Consider the following 15,219-nt stretch of genomic DNA (forward strand, 5'->3'; position numbering starts at 1 on the left):
ACCCGGACATGAACGGCACGCTCCAGCCACACTCCGGCCACACACTCGCCACACACTGGCCACGCTCAGGGCCTGCGGCGGGCGGCGCGGTACGCTGGGCCCATGTTCGGAAGAGACCGCGCGAAGACCCAGATGCGGCGCAACATCGCCAAAGCCACCGACGGCCAGCCCGCCGGGACCAAGGGGTCGCGCGCCCAGACCAGCGTGGTCGGCGGCACCGGTGCCGACGACAGCTACGAGGCCGCCAGCCACTCCGAGGCGCCGCTGAACGAGTTCATGGTGCGTCTGCTCGCCCAGGAGATGCCCGTGCTGGACTCCACCAGCCGGCGCATCATCAACCAGGAGCTGCGCGACTACGACGGGCCGACGATCACCTGCGTCGCCGAACTGCCCGAGACCGTGCGCGAGGTCATGGAACTCTAGGCTCCGGCACCTGCACCCGTGACGTCGGCGAGCAGCGCGGAGTAGCGCTCACGCACCCCGGTGTCCCCGCCGTAGTGTGCGGCGGCCTCGAGCCGGTGGGTGACCGCGGCGAGCAGCCAGTCCGCCCCCGCCCGGCGCGCCTGCTGGGCCACGGACTCGAAGACCAGCAGCGCCTCGTCGTCACGTCCGGCGACGTGCAGCAGCAGCGCCTCCTCGGTCAACGCCTCCAGACGCGCGGACTCCAGCGCACTGTCCGAGTGTGCCTGCACCCGTGCCGACGCCCGGGCCTGCACGAACCGCCCTTCGGCGTCCTTGGCCTCCCCGGCCGCCCACGCGGTGAGCGCCAGCGCCTCGTCCACCCGGTCGGTGTGCACCAGACCCCGGTTGACCGCCAGCACCTGGTCGACGAGGTCACCGGCGGCGCGCAGGCCCAGTTCCTGCGGCGACATCCCCGGCCCGTCCTGGCCCTCCTGCGAGGCGTCGGACGCCCCGGCACCGCCGGCACTCGCCGCCGCGTGGAAGGCGCGGTAGGCGTCCTTCAGCCGCTCGACCTGGCCCGGCCAGTCGCGGGCGAAGTTCTCCCCGACCAGCGCGCTGGCCAGCCGGGTGGCCTCGACCTCGCGGCGGAAGGAGGCGTGGGGGAAACGCATCCAGTCCAGCCCCTCAATGTCGTCGACGCTCTCCAGCACGAAGGCGGCGCGCGGGTAGTCACGGTCGTCGAGCAGCGAGGACACGCAGTTGACCTGGTACTCCGCGGCGGTCTCCCACTGCTCCCGGAACTGGGCGCTGTCGGACGCCTCGGCGAAGGCCCCGGCCGCGGCCCGGTGGTTGCCGAGCTTGGCGAGGGTCTCCCCGCGGGCGGCGAGGAGGTGGATGCGCATCGTCGCGGCGTCCTCGGGCGCAGCACCGTGTTCACCGTGTTCGCCACCGGTGACGGCACGGAGGCACCGCTCGTACACGGCCAGCGCCTCGTGGAACGCACCGTGTCCGGACAACGCGACACCCAGGGACAGCAGTTCGTCGAGCAGCTCCGGCGCCTCCTCCCCGGCGAGCATCGCCGTTGGCCCGACTGGCGGGGCAGGCAGGCTCAACGCCACCCCGGCGACGTAGTGCGCCACCTGTGCCACGAGCGCCGGAACGCCCGGATCGTCCTGCCCGTCCTGACCCGCCTGCTCGGCGATGCCGGCGAGCAGTGCGGAACCGACCTCCGGCAGTGACCGGGGCACCAGGCGCGTGACCTGCCGGACGGCGCGCAGCGCCAGGCGCAGCGCCACCTGGTCGGGGTACACCCCACCCATCAGGACGTCCTGCTCGATCACCCGGCGCACCAGCGGGCCGGAGCCCTGCCACAGCCCGGCGACGGTGCCCACCCGGGCGGCGAGGATGGTGACCGGGTCTGCACCGGAGTCCTCCACCTCGTCCTGGGTGCGCTGGCGCGCACGCAGCAGCTCGTCCAGCTCCCTCAGCGCCGCAGGGGTGTCGGACGCGTCGGACGCCTCGGCGTCGTACTCTTCGTCGTCTCCGTCGTCTCCGTCGTCTACATCGTCGTCTTCGTCGTCCCCGTACTCCTCGAGCACGCGGGCGTCGTAACGGCGCAGCAGCTCCTCCACCAGGTCCCGGTGCACACCCAGGTCGAAGCGCGGGTCCAGCCCGTCGGCGAGTTCGGCCAACCGGTCGACCGCGGCCTGCACCGCCTCCTCCAGACCCAGCATCGAGTAGAGCATCAACGCCGCGACCGTGTCGCCGGCGCCCAGGGACTCGAGGTCCACCGGGCCGGCGACGGGGATCTCCGGGGAGAACACCCCGCTGACCTCGCCGCGCCAGTCGGCGACCTCCCGCGGCAGGTGCAGCCAGGCGTCCTCCACCCACGACGGCAACGCCGCCTCCTGCGAGGGGACCACCGCCGGTGTCACCGACAGGGCGGCGGACGCCGGCAGCGGCTGGGGCTGAGCGGCGGCACCCTCCGGTACCCGGTGCAGGCCCAGACCCACCGTCGTTTCCACGTCGTTGCCGTTGCGGGCGTCCAGGGCGGACGCAGCGCGGCGTGCCCGTTCCCCCGTCCAGCGCGCCAGGCCCGCGACCGTGCCGCCGCCGGCCCGCTCCCCGGCAACGGCCAGCCAGTCCACCACCGCCGGCAGCCCGGCGAACTGCGGACGCACCGACCCGTGGCCGGCGGCCGCCGCCGCGGCGTACACCGTGTGCAGGCCCTCGAGCAGGTGAACGTCGGCCTCCGGGTCCCGACGGTGCAGCGCCAGCGTCGGCAGCATGCGGTCCAGCAGTCCCAGGGCGTGGGCCTCGTGACCGAAGACCGCGAGGTACTCGGCGACCTGCAGCAGCGCGTCCGACAGCTCCGGGGAACCCACCGACCGGTCGGCGACGAACGCCGCGCGGGCGGCGGTGACCTCCGGGGCGACCACCCCGGACAGGGGTATCAGCGACTCCGCCAGCATCACCGTGGGCTGCACGTGCGCCTCGGGGGCGTTCTCCATCGCCTCGACGATCGCCGCGGCGACGTCCAGCTCACCGCGCTGCAACGCCACCATGCCGCGCACGTCGAGGTCGCGCTGGTGCCGGTGCGCCTGGGCCCACGTCGGCTCCGCGGGCAGCACGGGCTCCGGCAGGTCGTCGAGCAACGCCTGCGCCTCGTCCAACCGGCCGAGGGAAAGCAGGACACGCACCGACGCCTCGGCGACGTCCTCCGGCGAACTTCCCAGCTCACGCAGGGCGTCCACCGCCAGTCCGGCGAGGTGATCGAGGTGCTCCCGGTCGACGTCGGGACGCTGCGCGGCGCTGAGCACGACCTCCTGCCAGAGCAGTTCGAAGAGGTTCGGCAGGCCGTCCGTGTCGCCTGTGCCGTCTGTGCCGCCACCCGTCGCGTCCGGGTGGGAGGGGAAACGCGCGGGGTCGTTGCGGTACATCGTCCACAGCGCCGGGAGCAGGTCCACGGTGTCGCGCCGGTCCAGCGCCTCCCCCTCCAGACAACGCAGCAGGTCAATCCGGTAGCGCAGCTCCTCATCTTCACGGGAACTTCCCAGGGAATCCGACAGTTCCCCACACCTGCGCAGGTAGGGCTCTTCCCCCAGTTCACCGCGGGAATGCATACCCCGCGCAGACTCCCACTCCTGTGCGACCCACGCCACACCCTGTGTACCTTCGAGCCGACCCATGCCCCAACTATGACATGGATCGGCCTCCCCCGGCGGTAGGGTGGTCATCATGGAACTGAAGACGCACACCCGGACGCTCACCGGGTGGGGACGAACCGCGCCCACCTCGGCCGAGGTCCTCGCCACCCCTGATGTCGACATCATCTCCGCAGCCGTCGCGCAGGTCGCCGACGACAACGCCGACAAGCCCGACCACCTCAAGCGCGGCGTCATCGCCCGCGGCATGGGCCGGTCCTACGGCGACCCCGCCATGAACGGCGGTGGGCTGGTCATCGACATGCAGCAGCTCAACCGCATCCACTCCATCGACCCGGACACCGCCCTGGTCGACGTGGACGCCGGCGTGACCCTCGACCAGCTGATGAAGGCGGCCCTGCCGTCCGGCCTGTGGGTCCCGGTCCTGCCCGGCACCCGCCAGGTCACCATCGGCGGCGCCATCGGCCCGGACATCCACGGCAAGAACCACCACTCCGCCGGCTCCTTCGGCGACCACGTGGTGTCCATGGAACTGCTCGTCGCCGACGGTCGCGTGCTGCACATCGAGCCCGAGGGCTCCGCGGACGACCCGGACGGCACCCTGTTCTGGGCCACCGTGGGTGGCATGGGCCTGACCGGCATCATCCTGCGCGCCACCATCCGGATGACCAAGACCGAGACCGCCTACTTCCTGGCGGACACCGACCGGACGGACACCCTCGACGAGACCATCGCCGCGCACTCCGACGGCTCCGAGGTCAACTACACCTACTCCTCGGCGTGGTTCGACTGCATCTCCCCGGCCCCGAAGCTGGGCCGCGCCACGATCTCCCGTGGCTCCCTGGCCACCCTGGACCAGCTCAAGGAGTACGCCCCGAAGCTGGCGGCGGACCCGCTGAAGTTCAACGCCCCGCAGCTGATGACCGTGCCGGACGTCTTCCCGTCCTTCACCCTGAACAAGCTGACCCTGTCGGCCGTGGGCCTGGCGTACTACACCATGGGCGCACCAGCGAAGAACCAGATCAAGAACCTCACGCAGTTCTACCAGCCGCTGGACCTCATCGGCGAGTGGAACCGTGGCTACGGCCCGAAGGGCTTCCTGCAGTACCAGTTCGTGGTGCCGACCGAGGCCGTGGAGCCGTTCAAGGACATCATCCGCGACATCCAGAAGTCCGGCCACTACTCGGCGCTCAACGTGTTCAAGCTCTTCGGCGAGGGCAACCGTGCACCGCTGAGCTACCCGATGCCGGGCTGGAACGTGTGCGTGGACTTCCCGATCCGTCCGGGCCTGGGCGACTTCCTGGACAAGCTCGACCAGAGGGTCATGGAGTTCGGTGGCCGGCTGTACCTGGCCAAGGAGTCCCGCACGTCCGCGGAGAACTTCCACAAGATGTACCCCGGCCTGTCCGGCTGGCTGAAGACCCGTCGGGAGATCGACCCGACCGGTGTCTTCGCCTCCGACATGTCCCGCCGCCTCGAGCTGAACTAGGAGATTTCAATGATCAACGCTGTGGGTAAACCCCAGTCCATCCTGCTGCTCGGCGGCGCGTCCGACATGGGCCTGGCCGTGGTCGAGGAGTTCCTCACCCGCGGTCCGGCACGCGTGGTGCTGGCCGCACGCCCGGGCGAGGAGCTGTCCTCGGCCGTGGGACGCATGGAGTCCGCCGGTGCCTCCTCCGTGGAGACCGTCGACTTCGACGCCACCGACTTCGACTCCCACCCGGGGGTCTTCGACGAGATCTGGGCCGGTGGGGACATCGACCTGGCCGTGGTGGCCTTCGGTGTGCTCGGCGACAACGAGGTGCAGTGGAACGACCAGAAGCAGGCCGTGCTGGCCGCGCAGGTCAACTACACCGGCGCGGTGTCGGTGGGCGTGCTGCTGTCCAACCACATGAAGGCGCAGGGCCACGGTCAGATCGTGGTGTTCTCCTCCGTCGCCGGTGAGATGGTGCGCCGTTCGAACTTCGTCTACGGCTCCACCAAGGCCGGGGTGGACGGTTTCTACCGCATGCTCGACGAGGCGCTGCGTGGCACCGGGGTGAAGGTGCTGACCGTGCGCCCGGGCCAGGTGCGCACGAACATGACCGCCGCCTTGGACGACGCCCCGCTGACGGTCGACAAGACCGACGCCGCCAAGGCCGTCGCCGCGGGTGTGGACGGTGGCAAGCCGGTGATCTGGATCCACCCGCTGTTCCGTCCGATCATGATGATCCTGAAGAACCTGCCGCAGGCAGTGGTGCGCCGACTGCCGCTGTAGAGCGCGCAGCACGGCATGGCGTCGGGCGGCTCAACTTGATGTCGATGGCGCCCGACATCAATGTGCCGGCCCTACCCGGTCGTCAGAATGATCCACGGGGTCACCGAGATCATTCCGGGCCCGCCTGAGCGCTACCCCACGAACGGGTAGTCGGTGTACCCGTGGGCACCGCCCACGTAGAACGTCGAGGAGTCCGGCTCGTTGAGCTCCAGGCCGTCCTTCCAGCGCCGGACGAGGTCCGGGTTGGCGATGAGCTGACGGCCCACAACCGCCGCATCCGCCAGGTCGTCCTCGACGATGTGGCGTGCCTCGTCGAACTGGGTCACCTGTCCGAACCCGCTGTTGAGCAGGAACGCCCCGCCGAAACGCGCGCGCAGCTCAGCGACCAGGTCACCGTCGATGTCGGCGTGCAGCACCGACAGGTAGGCGATCCCCACGTCGCGGATGCCCTCGAGCAGGGCACCGTAGGTGGCCAGGACGTCCTCCCGGTCGTCCTCCGGCACGCCCTGCACACCGTGCTCCGGGGAGATGCGCAGCGCCGTACGGTCCGCGCCGATCTCCTCGGCGACCGCACGCACGACCTCCACGGTCAGTCGCGCCCGGTTCTCCGGCGACCCGCCGTAAGCGTCCTCCCGGTGGTTCGAGGACGCGGCGGTGAACTCGTGCAGCAGGTAGCCGTTCGCGCCGTGGATCTCCACGGCGTCGACGCCGGCGTCCACCGCGCGACGTGCACCGTCCACGAACTCCTGGATGATGCGCGGGATCTCGTCGGTGGCCAGGGCGCGCGGCACCACACCGTCGAGCTTGCCGGAGAAACCGCGGACCGGACCACCGGTGCCAAGTGCGCTCGGTGCCTCCGGCTCGCCGCCGCGCAGCAGGTCAGGGTGGGACGTGCGCCCGCCGTGCATGATCTGCATGACCAGGGTGCCGCCATCGGCGTGGACGGCGTCGGCCACCCGGGCCCACCCGTCGCGGTGCTCGTCGGTGGCGATGCCGGCCTGACCGGGGAAGGAGCGGTTACTGAAGGCGGGGAAGGTGCCCTCGGTGAGCACCAGTCCCGCGCTGGCACGCTGGCGGTAGTACTCCACGTGCAGGTCGGTGGGGTTGCCGTCCTCCCCGGCACGCTGGCGGGTCAGCGCGGCCATGGTCACCCGGTTGTTCAGGTGCAGTGCGCCGGCGTCCAGCGGGTCGAAGAGGGAGTTCACGGTGGTTTCAGTTGCGGTCGTTGCAGTCGTTGATGTCGAAGTCACGTCCGGTCAACCTGGTGTGCGGCGGCGGTATTCCCGGATGATCCCGGACACACCCCTTGCCGGATACCCCATAGGGGTATACAGTCGAAGATGTCAGAAACATTGAAGGCAAGGAGAACACCATGGCCACCGTCACCAAGAACTACACCGTCGAAGGCATGACCTGCGGTCACTGCAAGGCCTCCGTGGAGGAGGAGGTCGGCGACATCGCCGGCGTCACCTCCGTCGAGGTCGACCTGCCCACCGGCGCGGTCAGCGTCACCGGCGAGGACGTGACGGACGACGCGGTCGCCGCCGCCGTCGCCGAGGCCGGCTACACCGTGAAGGCATAGCCATGACCACCCCAGTCGAGAACCACCCAGTCCAGACCACGCCAGTCGACGTGATCCACCTCGACCTCGGCGTGACCGGCATGACCTGCACATCCTGCTCGGGTCGGGTGGAACGCAAGCTCAACAAACTCGACGGGGTGGACGCCACGGTCAACTTCGCCACCGAATCCGCCTCCGTCGACTACGACCCGTCCAAGGCCGACACCACCACACTCATCGACACGGTGCGCGGCGCCGGCTACGACGCCTTCGCCATGAACGACGAGGGCAGTGCGGACGCCGGTGCCGACGACAGTGACGGCCCCGGCGGTGGCGGGTCCGCCGACCGCACCGAGGCCGCGGACCTGAAGAAGCGCACGATCGTCTCGGCGCTGATCACCGTGCCCGTCGTCCTGCTCAGCATGGTGCCGGCACTGCAGTTCGACAACTGGCAGTGGGCGGTGCTCACCATGGTCACGCCCGTCTACTTCTGGGGCGGCGCCCCCTTCCACCGCGCCACCCTGGTAAACCTGCGCCACGGCGCATTCACCATGGACACCCTGGTCAGCCTGGGCACCACGGCCGCCTACCTGTGGTCGCTGTGGGCGCTGTTCCTCGGCAACGCCGGCATGCCCGGCATGACCATGCAGATGCACCTGCTGCCCTCGGACTCCACGATGGACGAGATCTACCTCGAGTCCGTCGCCGTGGTCATCACGTTCCTGCTGCTCGGACGCTGGTTCGAGACCCGGGCGAAGGGGCGTTCCTCCGAGGCGCTGCGCTCCCTGCTGAACATGGGGGCTAAGGACGCCACGGTGCTGCGCGACGGCGCCGAGGTCCGCGTCAACGTCAAGGAGCTCGCGGTCGGTGACCTGGTCGTGGTGCGCCCCGGCGAGAAGATCGCGGCGGACGGTGTCGTCACCGACGGCACATCGGCGGTGGACGAGTCGATGCTCACCGGCGAGTCCGTGCCGGTGGAGGCCACCGTCGGCTCCACCGTCACCGGCGCCACGATCAACACCTCCGGTCGCCTGCTCGTCAAGGTCACCCGCCTCGGTGAGGACAGCACGCTGTCGCAGATGGCGAAGCTGGTCACCGACGCACAGTCCAAGAAGGCCCCGGTGCAGCGCCTGGTCGACCGGATCTCGCAGGTCTTCGTGCCGGCGGTGATTCTCATCGCCGTGGCAACGCTGATCGTGCACATCGCACTCGGCCACGGTGTGGCCACGGCGTTCACCGCCGCGGTGGCGGTGCTGATCATCGCCTGCCCCTGCGCCCTCGGACTGGCCACACCCACCGCCCTGCTGGTGGGCACCGGACGCGGCGCTCAGCTCGGGCTGCTGATCAAGGGCCCGGAGGTGCTGGAGTCGACCCGGCGCGTGGACACGGTGGTGATGGACAAGACGGGCACGGTCACCTCCGGTGTCATGTCGGTCTCCGACGTCACCACCACCGGTGCCAACGGCACGACGGACGTGCTCGCCGCGGCGGCTGCGGTGGAGTCCGGTTCGGAGCACCCGATCGCCCGCGCGATCGTCCGTGCGGCCGAGCAGGCCGTGCAGGACGGTGAGATCGCGGAGGTCCCGTCCGTCACGGACTTCGCCACCACCGCCGGCCACGGCGTGACCGGCACGGTGGACGGTTCGACGGTCACCGTCGCCCGTCCGTCCGACGCCCTGCCCGACGAACTGCGTCTCGCCGTGGAGCGGGCGCAGCAGGACGGCGGCACGCCCGTCGTCGTCAAGATCGACGGCACCGTCGTCGGCGTCGTCACCGTGCGCGACACGGTGAAGCCGACCTCCGCCGAGGCTGTCGCCGGACTCAAGGAGCTCGGTCTCACCCCGGTGCTGCTCACCGGCGACAACGAGGGGGCGGCGAAGGCCGTCGCCGCGGAGGTCGGCATCGACCCGGACAACGTCATCTCCGGGGTCATGCCCGACGAGAAGGTCCGGCACATCGAGAGGCTGCAGGCCGAGGGACGCAACGTCGCCATGGTCGGTGACGGGGTCAACGACGCCGCCGCCCTGGCGGTCGCCGAACTGGGCCTGGCGATGGGCGCGGGCACGGACGTGGCGATCGAGGCGTCCGACATCACCCTGATGAACAACGACCTGCGCTCCGCGGTCGACGCGATCCGCCTGTCGCGGCGCACCCTGCGCACGATCCGCGGGAACCTGTTCTGGGCGTTCGCCTACAACGTGGCGTTGATCCCCGTCGCCGCCTTCGGGTTGCTCAACCCGATGCTCGCCGGGGTGGCGATGGCGTTCTCCTCGGTCTTCGTGGTCTCCAACTCGCTGCGGCTGCGCGGCTTCCACTCCAGCCTCGCCAGCTGAGCGGGCCTCACACCAGCGGGTTTCCCTCGGGAACCTCCCCGCAGGTGCCGGTCGGCTCCACGCCGTCGAAACGGGCGTTGACCCACGGCACCATCTGCGCGGCCCAGGCGACACCGCCGGGGCCGTGCCCGCCGAGGGGCAGCTCACGGTAGTCGACCACCGTGCCGTCGTCGCAGTACTGCCGGGCGAGTGAGCGGGTATCGCCGAGGAGCATCACCCCGTCGCCGTCACCGAGCTCGGGGTGCGGCGGGGTGTCCTCCGCCTCCCCGCCGCCGGCCTGCACCAGCAGCTGGGGGAACGCCGGGGTGTCGCGCAGACCCATGTTGGTGTCGTCGAGCAGGTGGCGGACCTCGGGGATGGCGTCGGGGTCGGGGTACTCGGGCAGGATCATCTCGTCCCAGCGCAGGTGCTCGTAGGAGTCGGACGCCTCGCCGATGGCCACCCGGTCCAGGTCCTCGAAGACCTCGCGCCCGAGGTCCGTGAGGTAGGGCTCCATGTCCACGTCGTAGGCGCGTGCCAGTCCCACCATCGCCATGCCGACCACGCCGGACCAGCCGCTGCCCTCCCCGGCGTAGCGCAGGTTGTGCTCGGGACGCACCATCGTGCCGCCCTGGGCCACGCCCACGATGTTCTCCGCGACGTCCGGGGCGTAGTCCTGCGCCATGATCGCCGCCCAGCCTGCACCGATGGACCCCCCGGAGTAGCCGGTGAGCGCCAGCGGGGCGTCGGCGGCGACCTCGGCGTCCGGCGTGCGGTACGCCGCGCGCATCCCGTCGAGGATGATCTGCCCGTACTCCGGGCCGGCTGCGAAGATGCCGCGTTCCCCCTGGATGTCGGGCATGACCACGGTGTGCCCGGCGGCGAGCAGCGGTGCGATGAAGGCGATCTCGGCAAGGACGATCACCCCGCCCTCGCCCACCGTGCCCGACAGCACACGCGACGGCCCGTCGGACGGACGCATCGAATCGTAGAAGCTGGCGTACATGACCGTGTCGCCGGACGGTTCGACGGACGCCGGCGGGTGGATCACGCTGGTCACCGCGGCGGCGGGGTCGCCGAGGGTGTCGGTGGTGCGGTACTGCACCTGCGTGACCTGCAAGGGGGCGTCGAACTCCTCCGTGGTGGCCGGGACGGTGCGCTGCTTCAGCGGGGCACCGGGCGCGTACGCCGCGCCAGCTGTGGCGGCATCCGGCAGGTTGAAGAAGGACGCGTCGTCCTGCACCGTGGGGATCTCCGCCGGTGCAGTGACCGGGGCCCTGACCGGCGCGTCCTGCTGGGCGGTGCCGGCGCACGCCGGCGCGGCGGTCATCCCCAGGGCGAGGACGAGCAGCGCCCCGAGCGTCCTACGCATCCCCGTCAGCCCCGCACCACGACGCCGACGAGAACCTGCGCCACGATCTTGTCCGCGAGCCCGCGAACCTCCGCCGGATCCTGCCCCTCCCGCAGATGGAACCACATCGCCGTGCTGTTCAGGCTGCTCAGCAGCACACGGGTGACCAGCCGCGAGTCCTCCGCGCGCAATGAACCATCTGCCACACCCTCCTCGACGACCCGGCGAAACATCAACTCATACTCCTCGCGTAGTCCGTTCAACGTGCCGAGCAGATCACGCTGGCGTTCCTTCAACGCGGCGAATCGCTGACCGGGGACTCCCTGGTGAATGGCGTTGTGGTAGCCAAGGTGCTCCATGAGGTTCACCAAGTGGGCCACACACATCGCCGTCAAACGCTCCCCGCCGGTCCCGGGTGTGGCGGCGTAAGGCTCCACGGTGCGACGGACGTCGCGCATCCCGTTCTCGTAGACGGCGAGGTAGATGTCGAACTTGGAGCGGAAGTAGTAGTACACCCGGCCCTTGGTCGCACCGATCTCGTCGGCGATGTCGTCGATCGTCGCCCGGTCGAAACCTTTGCTCTCGAAGACGTCCGCAGCGGCGTCGAGGATCTCGCGCCGCGAAGAGTCGTGGGCGACGGAGTCGACGCCGAAGGTGTCCGAAGTCATAATGGTTTCCACCCTATACGTTCCCTGAGCCGCTCACCCCTCTAATTCGAGGAGCCCCGCCGCACCCATGCCGCCGCCGATGCACATGGTCACGACCACGTACCGCGCTCCGCGCCGACGGCCCTCACGCAGGACATGTCCCACCATGCGCGCACCGCTCATGCCGTAGGGGTGACCGATGGCGATGGCCCCGCCGTTGACGTTGTACTTCCCCGGGTCAATGCCCAGCCGGTCACGGCAGTACACCGCCTGGGACGCGAAAGCCTCGTTGAGCTCCCACAGGTCGATGTCGTCAACGCTGAGCCCGTGCTGCTCGAGCAGCCTGGGGACGGCGAACACGGGGCCGATGCCCATCTCGTCGGGTTCACAGCCTGCGACGGCGATGCCACGGTAGGTGCCCAAGGGCTCCAGCCCGCGGCGCGCCGCCTCGTCCTTCTCCATGAGCACCACCGCGGCCGCACCGTCCGAGAGTTGGGAGGCGTTGCCCGCCGAGATGGTGGCAGCGTGGCCGTCGCGGTCAGGGAGCACCGCCTTGAGCTTCGCCAGGCCCTCGGCCGTGGTGGTGGGCCGGTTGCCTTCGTCGAGGGAAAGCCCGCCAGCGGGCACGATCTCCTCGTCGAAGATGCCAGCCTCCTGGGCGGCGGCGGTCCGACGCTGCGACTCCAGCGCGTACTCGTCCTGTTCCTCCCGGGAGACCCCGAACCGCTCCGCGACATTCTCGGCGGTTTCGAGCATGGAGATGTAGACGTCGTGACCGTTCTCCCGGAGCCACGGGTCGACCGCACGGTAGGTGTTGCGGTGCTCGTTCTGCACCAGGCTGATCGACTCCACCCCACCACCGACGGCGACCTGCAGACCGTCGACCATGATTTCCTTGGCAGCAGTAGCTACCGCCATCAGGCCGGACGCACACTGCCGATCTACGGTCATCCCAGGCACCGTTACCGGTAGCCCGGCACGCAAGGCGGCCTGACGTGCGACGTTGTACCCGGTGGATCCCTCCTGCATCGCGCAGCCGAGGATGACCTCCTCGACGTCCGACGGATCGAGACCGGCACGCTCCACCGCCTCGGCGATCGCCAGCCCCGCGAGCTCCTGGCCCTGGGTGTCGTGGAAGGCGCCCTTATAGGCACGGCCGATGGGGGTTCGGGCGGTCGAGACCACCACTGCTTCTCTCATGGTCTAGTTCTCCTGGATATCGGTGTTCTCGGGGCTGTACATGGCGACGGACATGGTGGACGTCAGCCCGCCGTCGAGCGGAATGGTGGTGCCGGTGATGAAGGAACTCGCTGGTGCGAGGAGGAACGTCGCCAGGGCAGTGATGTCCTCCGCCCGGCCGATCCTGCCGAGCGGATTGGCGTTGCGCATCTCCTCGCCGTGGTCGTCGAGCACCCACTTCATCATCTTCGTGGGGAAGGGGCCCGGCGCGATGGAGTTCACCAGAATTGACGGCGCCAGCGTTGCCGCCATGTGTTTGGTGAGGTGATGCACAGCGGCCTTGGACGCGGAGTAGGCGTAGTTCTCGTAATTCGGTACGGCGAGGCCATCGATCGACCCGATGTTGATGATGCGCGAGGGGCCCTTTCTGCTGGCCTCCAGTAGCGGACGCAGCTGCTGCGCAAGCAAAAATGGGGCCTTGACGTTCACGCCCATGACCTTGTCCCAGGCGTGGGCCGGAAAGTCATCGAAGGGGGCACCCCACGTGGCACCAGCATTGTTGACCAAACCGTCGAGGTGATCGGTGATGCTGGCGACCTGCTCGGCGAGGTCGCGGCACCCGTCCTCGGTAGAGATGTCCGCGGCGATGGCGTGGACGTCGCCGAAATCGCCGAGGGCCTGCCCCGCCTCCTCCGCAGCGTCCGCCTTACGGGTGGATATCAGGACGGTCGCACCGGCGAGCAGCAGTCCTTCCGCGAGCATCCTGCCGATGCCGCGTGCACCACCGGTGACCAGGATGGTCCGGTCGGAGATGTCGAAGAGCTCGGAGGCGGTCATGACGCCAATCCCTCCGTCCCAGCGGCGCCGACGGACACTGCGGCGAGCCGTGCGGAGCGCAGCGCCGGACGCCGAACCTTCCCTGCGTCGTCACGAAGCTGTTCACCGACGGTCTCGAATGTCCGCGGGACCTTGTTACGTGACAACCGGGACGTCAGGAACCCGAGCAGCTGCTCGTCATCGATCCGTGTCCCCGTGGTGTTCATGATGGCGTGCAGCCGGTTGCCCGCGCGGTCATCGGGCAAGCCGATAACCACGGCAGTCAGCACGTCCGGGTGCTCCATCATGGCCGCCTCAACCTCGGCGGGGTAGATGTTCACTCCACCGACGGTGACCATGTCGGACCGCCTGTCGTGCAGGTACAAGTATCCGTCCTCATCGAAGTGCCCGACGTCGCCCAGGGACGACCAACCGTTGTGCGTCCTCGGTTCCGCACCGATGTAGCGGTACGTCGCCGGCATGCCGTCCTCGGGACGCATGTACACTTCGCCGGGCACTCCGGGGTCCTGGATCTGGTTGCCGTCGTCGTCCAGCAGGACCATTCGACCCCAGGTCACCTGCCCGATTGACCCAGGATGGTTGAGCCATTCGTCACCACGGATCGTGCATCCAGCCTCCGCCTCGGTACCAGCGTAGAGTTCCCAGAGGCGCTCGGCACCGAGCCACTCGATCCACTCCCGCTTCAGCCAGGCCGGGCACGGCTCGGCACAGTGCCAGAATGACCTCACCGACGACAGCGAGTAGGACTCGCGGATGTCCACGGGCAAGGCGAGGATACGGCGCATCATGGTCGGGACCAGGTAGATCCAGGTGGCGGCGAACCGGTCACTCTCCGCCAGCGTCCCCTCGGCGTCGAACCGATCCAGCAGGCAGACGGTTCCACCGCGGAAGACCGTGCACAGTGTCACGCTCAATGGGGCGTTGTGGAACAGCGGGGCGGTGATCAACGATCGCTCGCGCGGTCCGACTCCCCAGAAGGTCTGGTCGGCCTCCGCGGTCACCGCCTCGCGACCGGACATGATGATCTTCGGACGCCCGGTGGAGCCTCCGGAGACCGGGGCCTTCCAGGACTTCGCGGTCTGCGCCTCAACTGCCTCTGCCGACCATGCCGTGGACAGTTCGGCAAGGGTGGCAACTGCACTGGCCCCGGCGAGAGCTCCCGCTCCTTCGGGAACGATGACCGCAGCCGGTTCCCCGAGGTCGAGAATTGCGGACAGCTCATGCGCTGTCATCCTCGGTGAGAGCACCTGTGGGCTAGCCCCGGCCTTGTAGCAGGCGAACACTGCGAGAATGAGGTCAGTGGAGTTCGGCAGAAGGATAGAGACGATACGTCCCGGTTCCGCCCCGCGTGCTGTGAGGCCACGGGCAGCCCGGTTGCTCCCCTCCTCCAGCTCTTGCCAGGTAAGCGAGCGTCCGCCCGCCTCCACCACGACCGTGTCGGGCATTTCCGCGGCGTAGAAGCCGGGGATCGCCGACAGCGGAAAGCCGAGCTCGGGTTCTCTGGTCATG

The 15,219-nt window shown here is 69.4% G+C and carries 12 protein-coding genes; 5 read left to right on the top strand and 7 right to left on the bottom strand.

Annotation, left to right across the window (positions count from 1 at the left end):
- Positions 1 to 102: 102 nt before the first annotated feature.
- Positions 103 to 423, top strand: a complete 321-nt coding sequence (locus ACT3UN_RS09400) for a hypothetical protein (protein ID WP_301442633.1) — start codon at positions 103 to 105, stop codon at positions 421 to 423.
- Here the strand turns inward: ACT3UN_RS09400 and ACT3UN_RS09405 are convergent.
- Complete coding sequence (locus ACT3UN_RS09405; protein WP_444656935.1) at positions 420 to 3,524, bottom strand: hypothetical protein; 3,105 nt, start codon at positions 3,522 to 3,524, stop codon at positions 420 to 422. The two genes, ACT3UN_RS09400 and ACT3UN_RS09405, sit on opposite strands and share 4 nt — an antisense overlap.
- A gap of 115 nt (positions 3,525 to 3,639) precedes the next feature.
- Here ACT3UN_RS09405 and ACT3UN_RS09410 point away from each other — a divergent pair, with 115 nt between their 5' ends.
- Together ACT3UN_RS09410 and ACT3UN_RS09415 are read left to right on the top strand one after the other, a co-directional pair.
- Positions 3,640 to 5,055, top strand: coding sequence for an FAD-binding oxidoreductase (locus ACT3UN_RS09410; RefSeq protein WP_301442635.1), 1,416 nt, complete (start codon positions 3,640 to 3,642; stop codon positions 5,053 to 5,055).
- Positions 5,056 to 5,064: 9 nt separating this feature from the next.
- Positions 5,065 to 5,823 (top strand): decaprenylphospho-beta-D-erythro-pentofuranosid-2-ulose 2-reductase, encoded by a 759-nt coding sequence (locus ACT3UN_RS09415; protein WP_444656936.1) that lies wholly within the window; start codon positions 5,065 to 5,067, stop codon positions 5,821 to 5,823.
- A 131-nt stretch (positions 5,824 to 5,954) separates the two neighbouring features.
- On the opposite strand, the gene ACT3UN_RS09420 is transcribed toward ACT3UN_RS09415, so the two are convergent.
- Positions 5,955 to 7,028, bottom strand: a complete 1,074-nt coding sequence (locus ACT3UN_RS09420) for an alkene reductase (protein WP_301443046.1) — start codon at positions 7,026 to 7,028, stop codon at positions 5,955 to 5,957.
- A gap of 167 nt (positions 7,029 to 7,195) precedes the next feature.
- Between ACT3UN_RS09420 and ACT3UN_RS09425 the strand changes: the two genes are divergently transcribed.
- A complete protein-coding gene (locus ACT3UN_RS09425) occupies positions 7,196 to 7,405 on the top strand; it encodes a cation transporter (protein WP_301443039.1) in 210 nt (69 codons plus the stop codon).
- A gap of 2 nt (positions 7,406 to 7,407) precedes the next feature.
- Positions 7,408 to 9,717: a heavy metal translocating P-type ATPase gene (locus tag ACT3UN_RS09430; protein WP_444656937.1), complete on the top strand. Its 2,310-nt coding sequence runs from the start codon at positions 7,408 to 7,410 to the stop codon at positions 9,715 to 9,717.
- A 7-nt stretch (positions 9,718 to 9,724) separates the two neighbouring features.
- On the opposite strand, the gene ACT3UN_RS09435 is transcribed toward ACT3UN_RS09430, so the two are convergent.
- From ACT3UN_RS09435 to ACT3UN_RS09455, 5 genes are read right to left on the bottom strand one after another with little or no spacing between them, the layout of a single operon-like run.
- Positions 9,725 to 11,068: a lipase family protein gene (locus ACT3UN_RS09435; protein ID WP_444614754.1), complete on the bottom strand. Its 1,344-nt coding sequence runs from the start codon at positions 11,066 to 11,068 to the stop codon at positions 9,725 to 9,727.
- 5 nt (positions 11,069 to 11,073) lie between these two features.
- Positions 11,074 to 11,715, bottom strand: a complete 642-nt coding sequence (locus tag ACT3UN_RS09440; RefSeq protein WP_301443042.1) for a TetR/AcrR family transcriptional regulator — start codon at positions 11,713 to 11,715, stop codon at positions 11,074 to 11,076.
- Between the two features lie 33 nt (positions 11,716 to 11,748).
- Positions 11,749 to 12,894, bottom strand: coding sequence for an acetyl-CoA C-acyltransferase (locus tag ACT3UN_RS09445; protein WP_301443043.1), 1,146 nt, complete (start codon positions 12,892 to 12,894; stop codon positions 11,749 to 11,751).
- A 3-nt stretch (positions 12,895 to 12,897) separates the two neighbouring features.
- Positions 12,898 to 13,710: an SDR family oxidoreductase gene (locus ACT3UN_RS09450; RefSeq protein WP_441578800.1), complete on the bottom strand. Its 813-nt coding sequence runs from the start codon at positions 13,708 to 13,710 to the stop codon at positions 12,898 to 12,900.
- Entirely contained in the window at positions 13,707 to 15,218 is a 1,512-nt protein-coding gene (locus ACT3UN_RS09455) for an AMP-binding protein (RefSeq protein ID WP_441582252.1), read from the bottom strand. Before ACT3UN_RS09455 ends, ACT3UN_RS09450 begins: the two co-directional genes overlap by 4 nt.
- Position 15,219 lies beyond the last annotated feature (1 nt).

The organism is Corynebacterium sp. AOP12-C2-36, assembly GCF_052379185.1.
In the GTDB taxonomy this organism is placed as follows: Bacteria; Actinomycetota; Actinomycetes; order Mycobacteriales; family Mycobacteriaceae; genus Corynebacterium.

What these genes read in the sequence shown, in the direction of transcription:
- ACT3UN_RS09450 (WP_441578800.1), bottom strand. Translation starts at nt 13,710, where the DNA reads ATGACCGCCTCCGAGCTCTTCGACATCTCCGACCGGACCATCCTGGTC.
- ACT3UN_RS09455 (WP_441582252.1), bottom strand. Translation starts at nt 15,218, where the DNA reads ATGACCAGAGAACCCGAGCTCGGCTTTCCGCTGTCGGCGATCCCCGGC.
- ACT3UN_RS09430 (WP_444656937.1), top strand. Translation starts at nt 7,408, where the DNA reads ATGACCACCCCAGTCGAGAACCACCCAGTCCAGACCACGCCAGTCGAC.
- ACT3UN_RS09400 (WP_301442633.1), top strand. Translation starts at nt 103, where the DNA reads ATGTTCGGAAGAGACCGCGCGAAGACCCAGATGCGGCGCAACATCGCC.
- ACT3UN_RS09440 (WP_301443042.1), bottom strand. Translation starts at nt 11,715, where the DNA reads ATGACTTCGGACACCTTCGGCGTCGACTCCGTCGCCCACGACTCTTCG.
- ACT3UN_RS09425 (WP_301443039.1), top strand. Translation starts at nt 7,196, where the DNA reads ATGGCCACCGTCACCAAGAACTACACCGTCGAAGGCATGACCTGCGGT.
- ACT3UN_RS09415 (WP_444656936.1), top strand. Translation starts at nt 5,065, where the DNA reads ATGATCAACGCTGTGGGTAAACCCCAGTCCATCCTGCTGCTCGGCGGC.
- ACT3UN_RS09405 (WP_444656935.1), bottom strand. Translation starts at nt 3,524, where the DNA reads ATGCATTCCCGCGGTGAACTGGGGGAAGAGCCCTACCTGCGCAGGTGT.
- ACT3UN_RS09410 (WP_301442635.1), top strand. Translation starts at nt 3,640, where the DNA reads ATGGAACTGAAGACGCACACCCGGACGCTCACCGGGTGGGGACGAACC.
- ACT3UN_RS09435 (WP_444614754.1), bottom strand. Translation starts at nt 11,068, where the DNA reads ATGCGTAGGACGCTCGGGGCGCTGCTCGTCCTCGCCCTGGGGATGACC.
- ACT3UN_RS09445 (WP_301443043.1), bottom strand. Translation starts at nt 12,894, where the DNA reads ATGAGAGAAGCAGTGGTGGTCTCGACCGCCCGAACCCCCATCGGCCGT.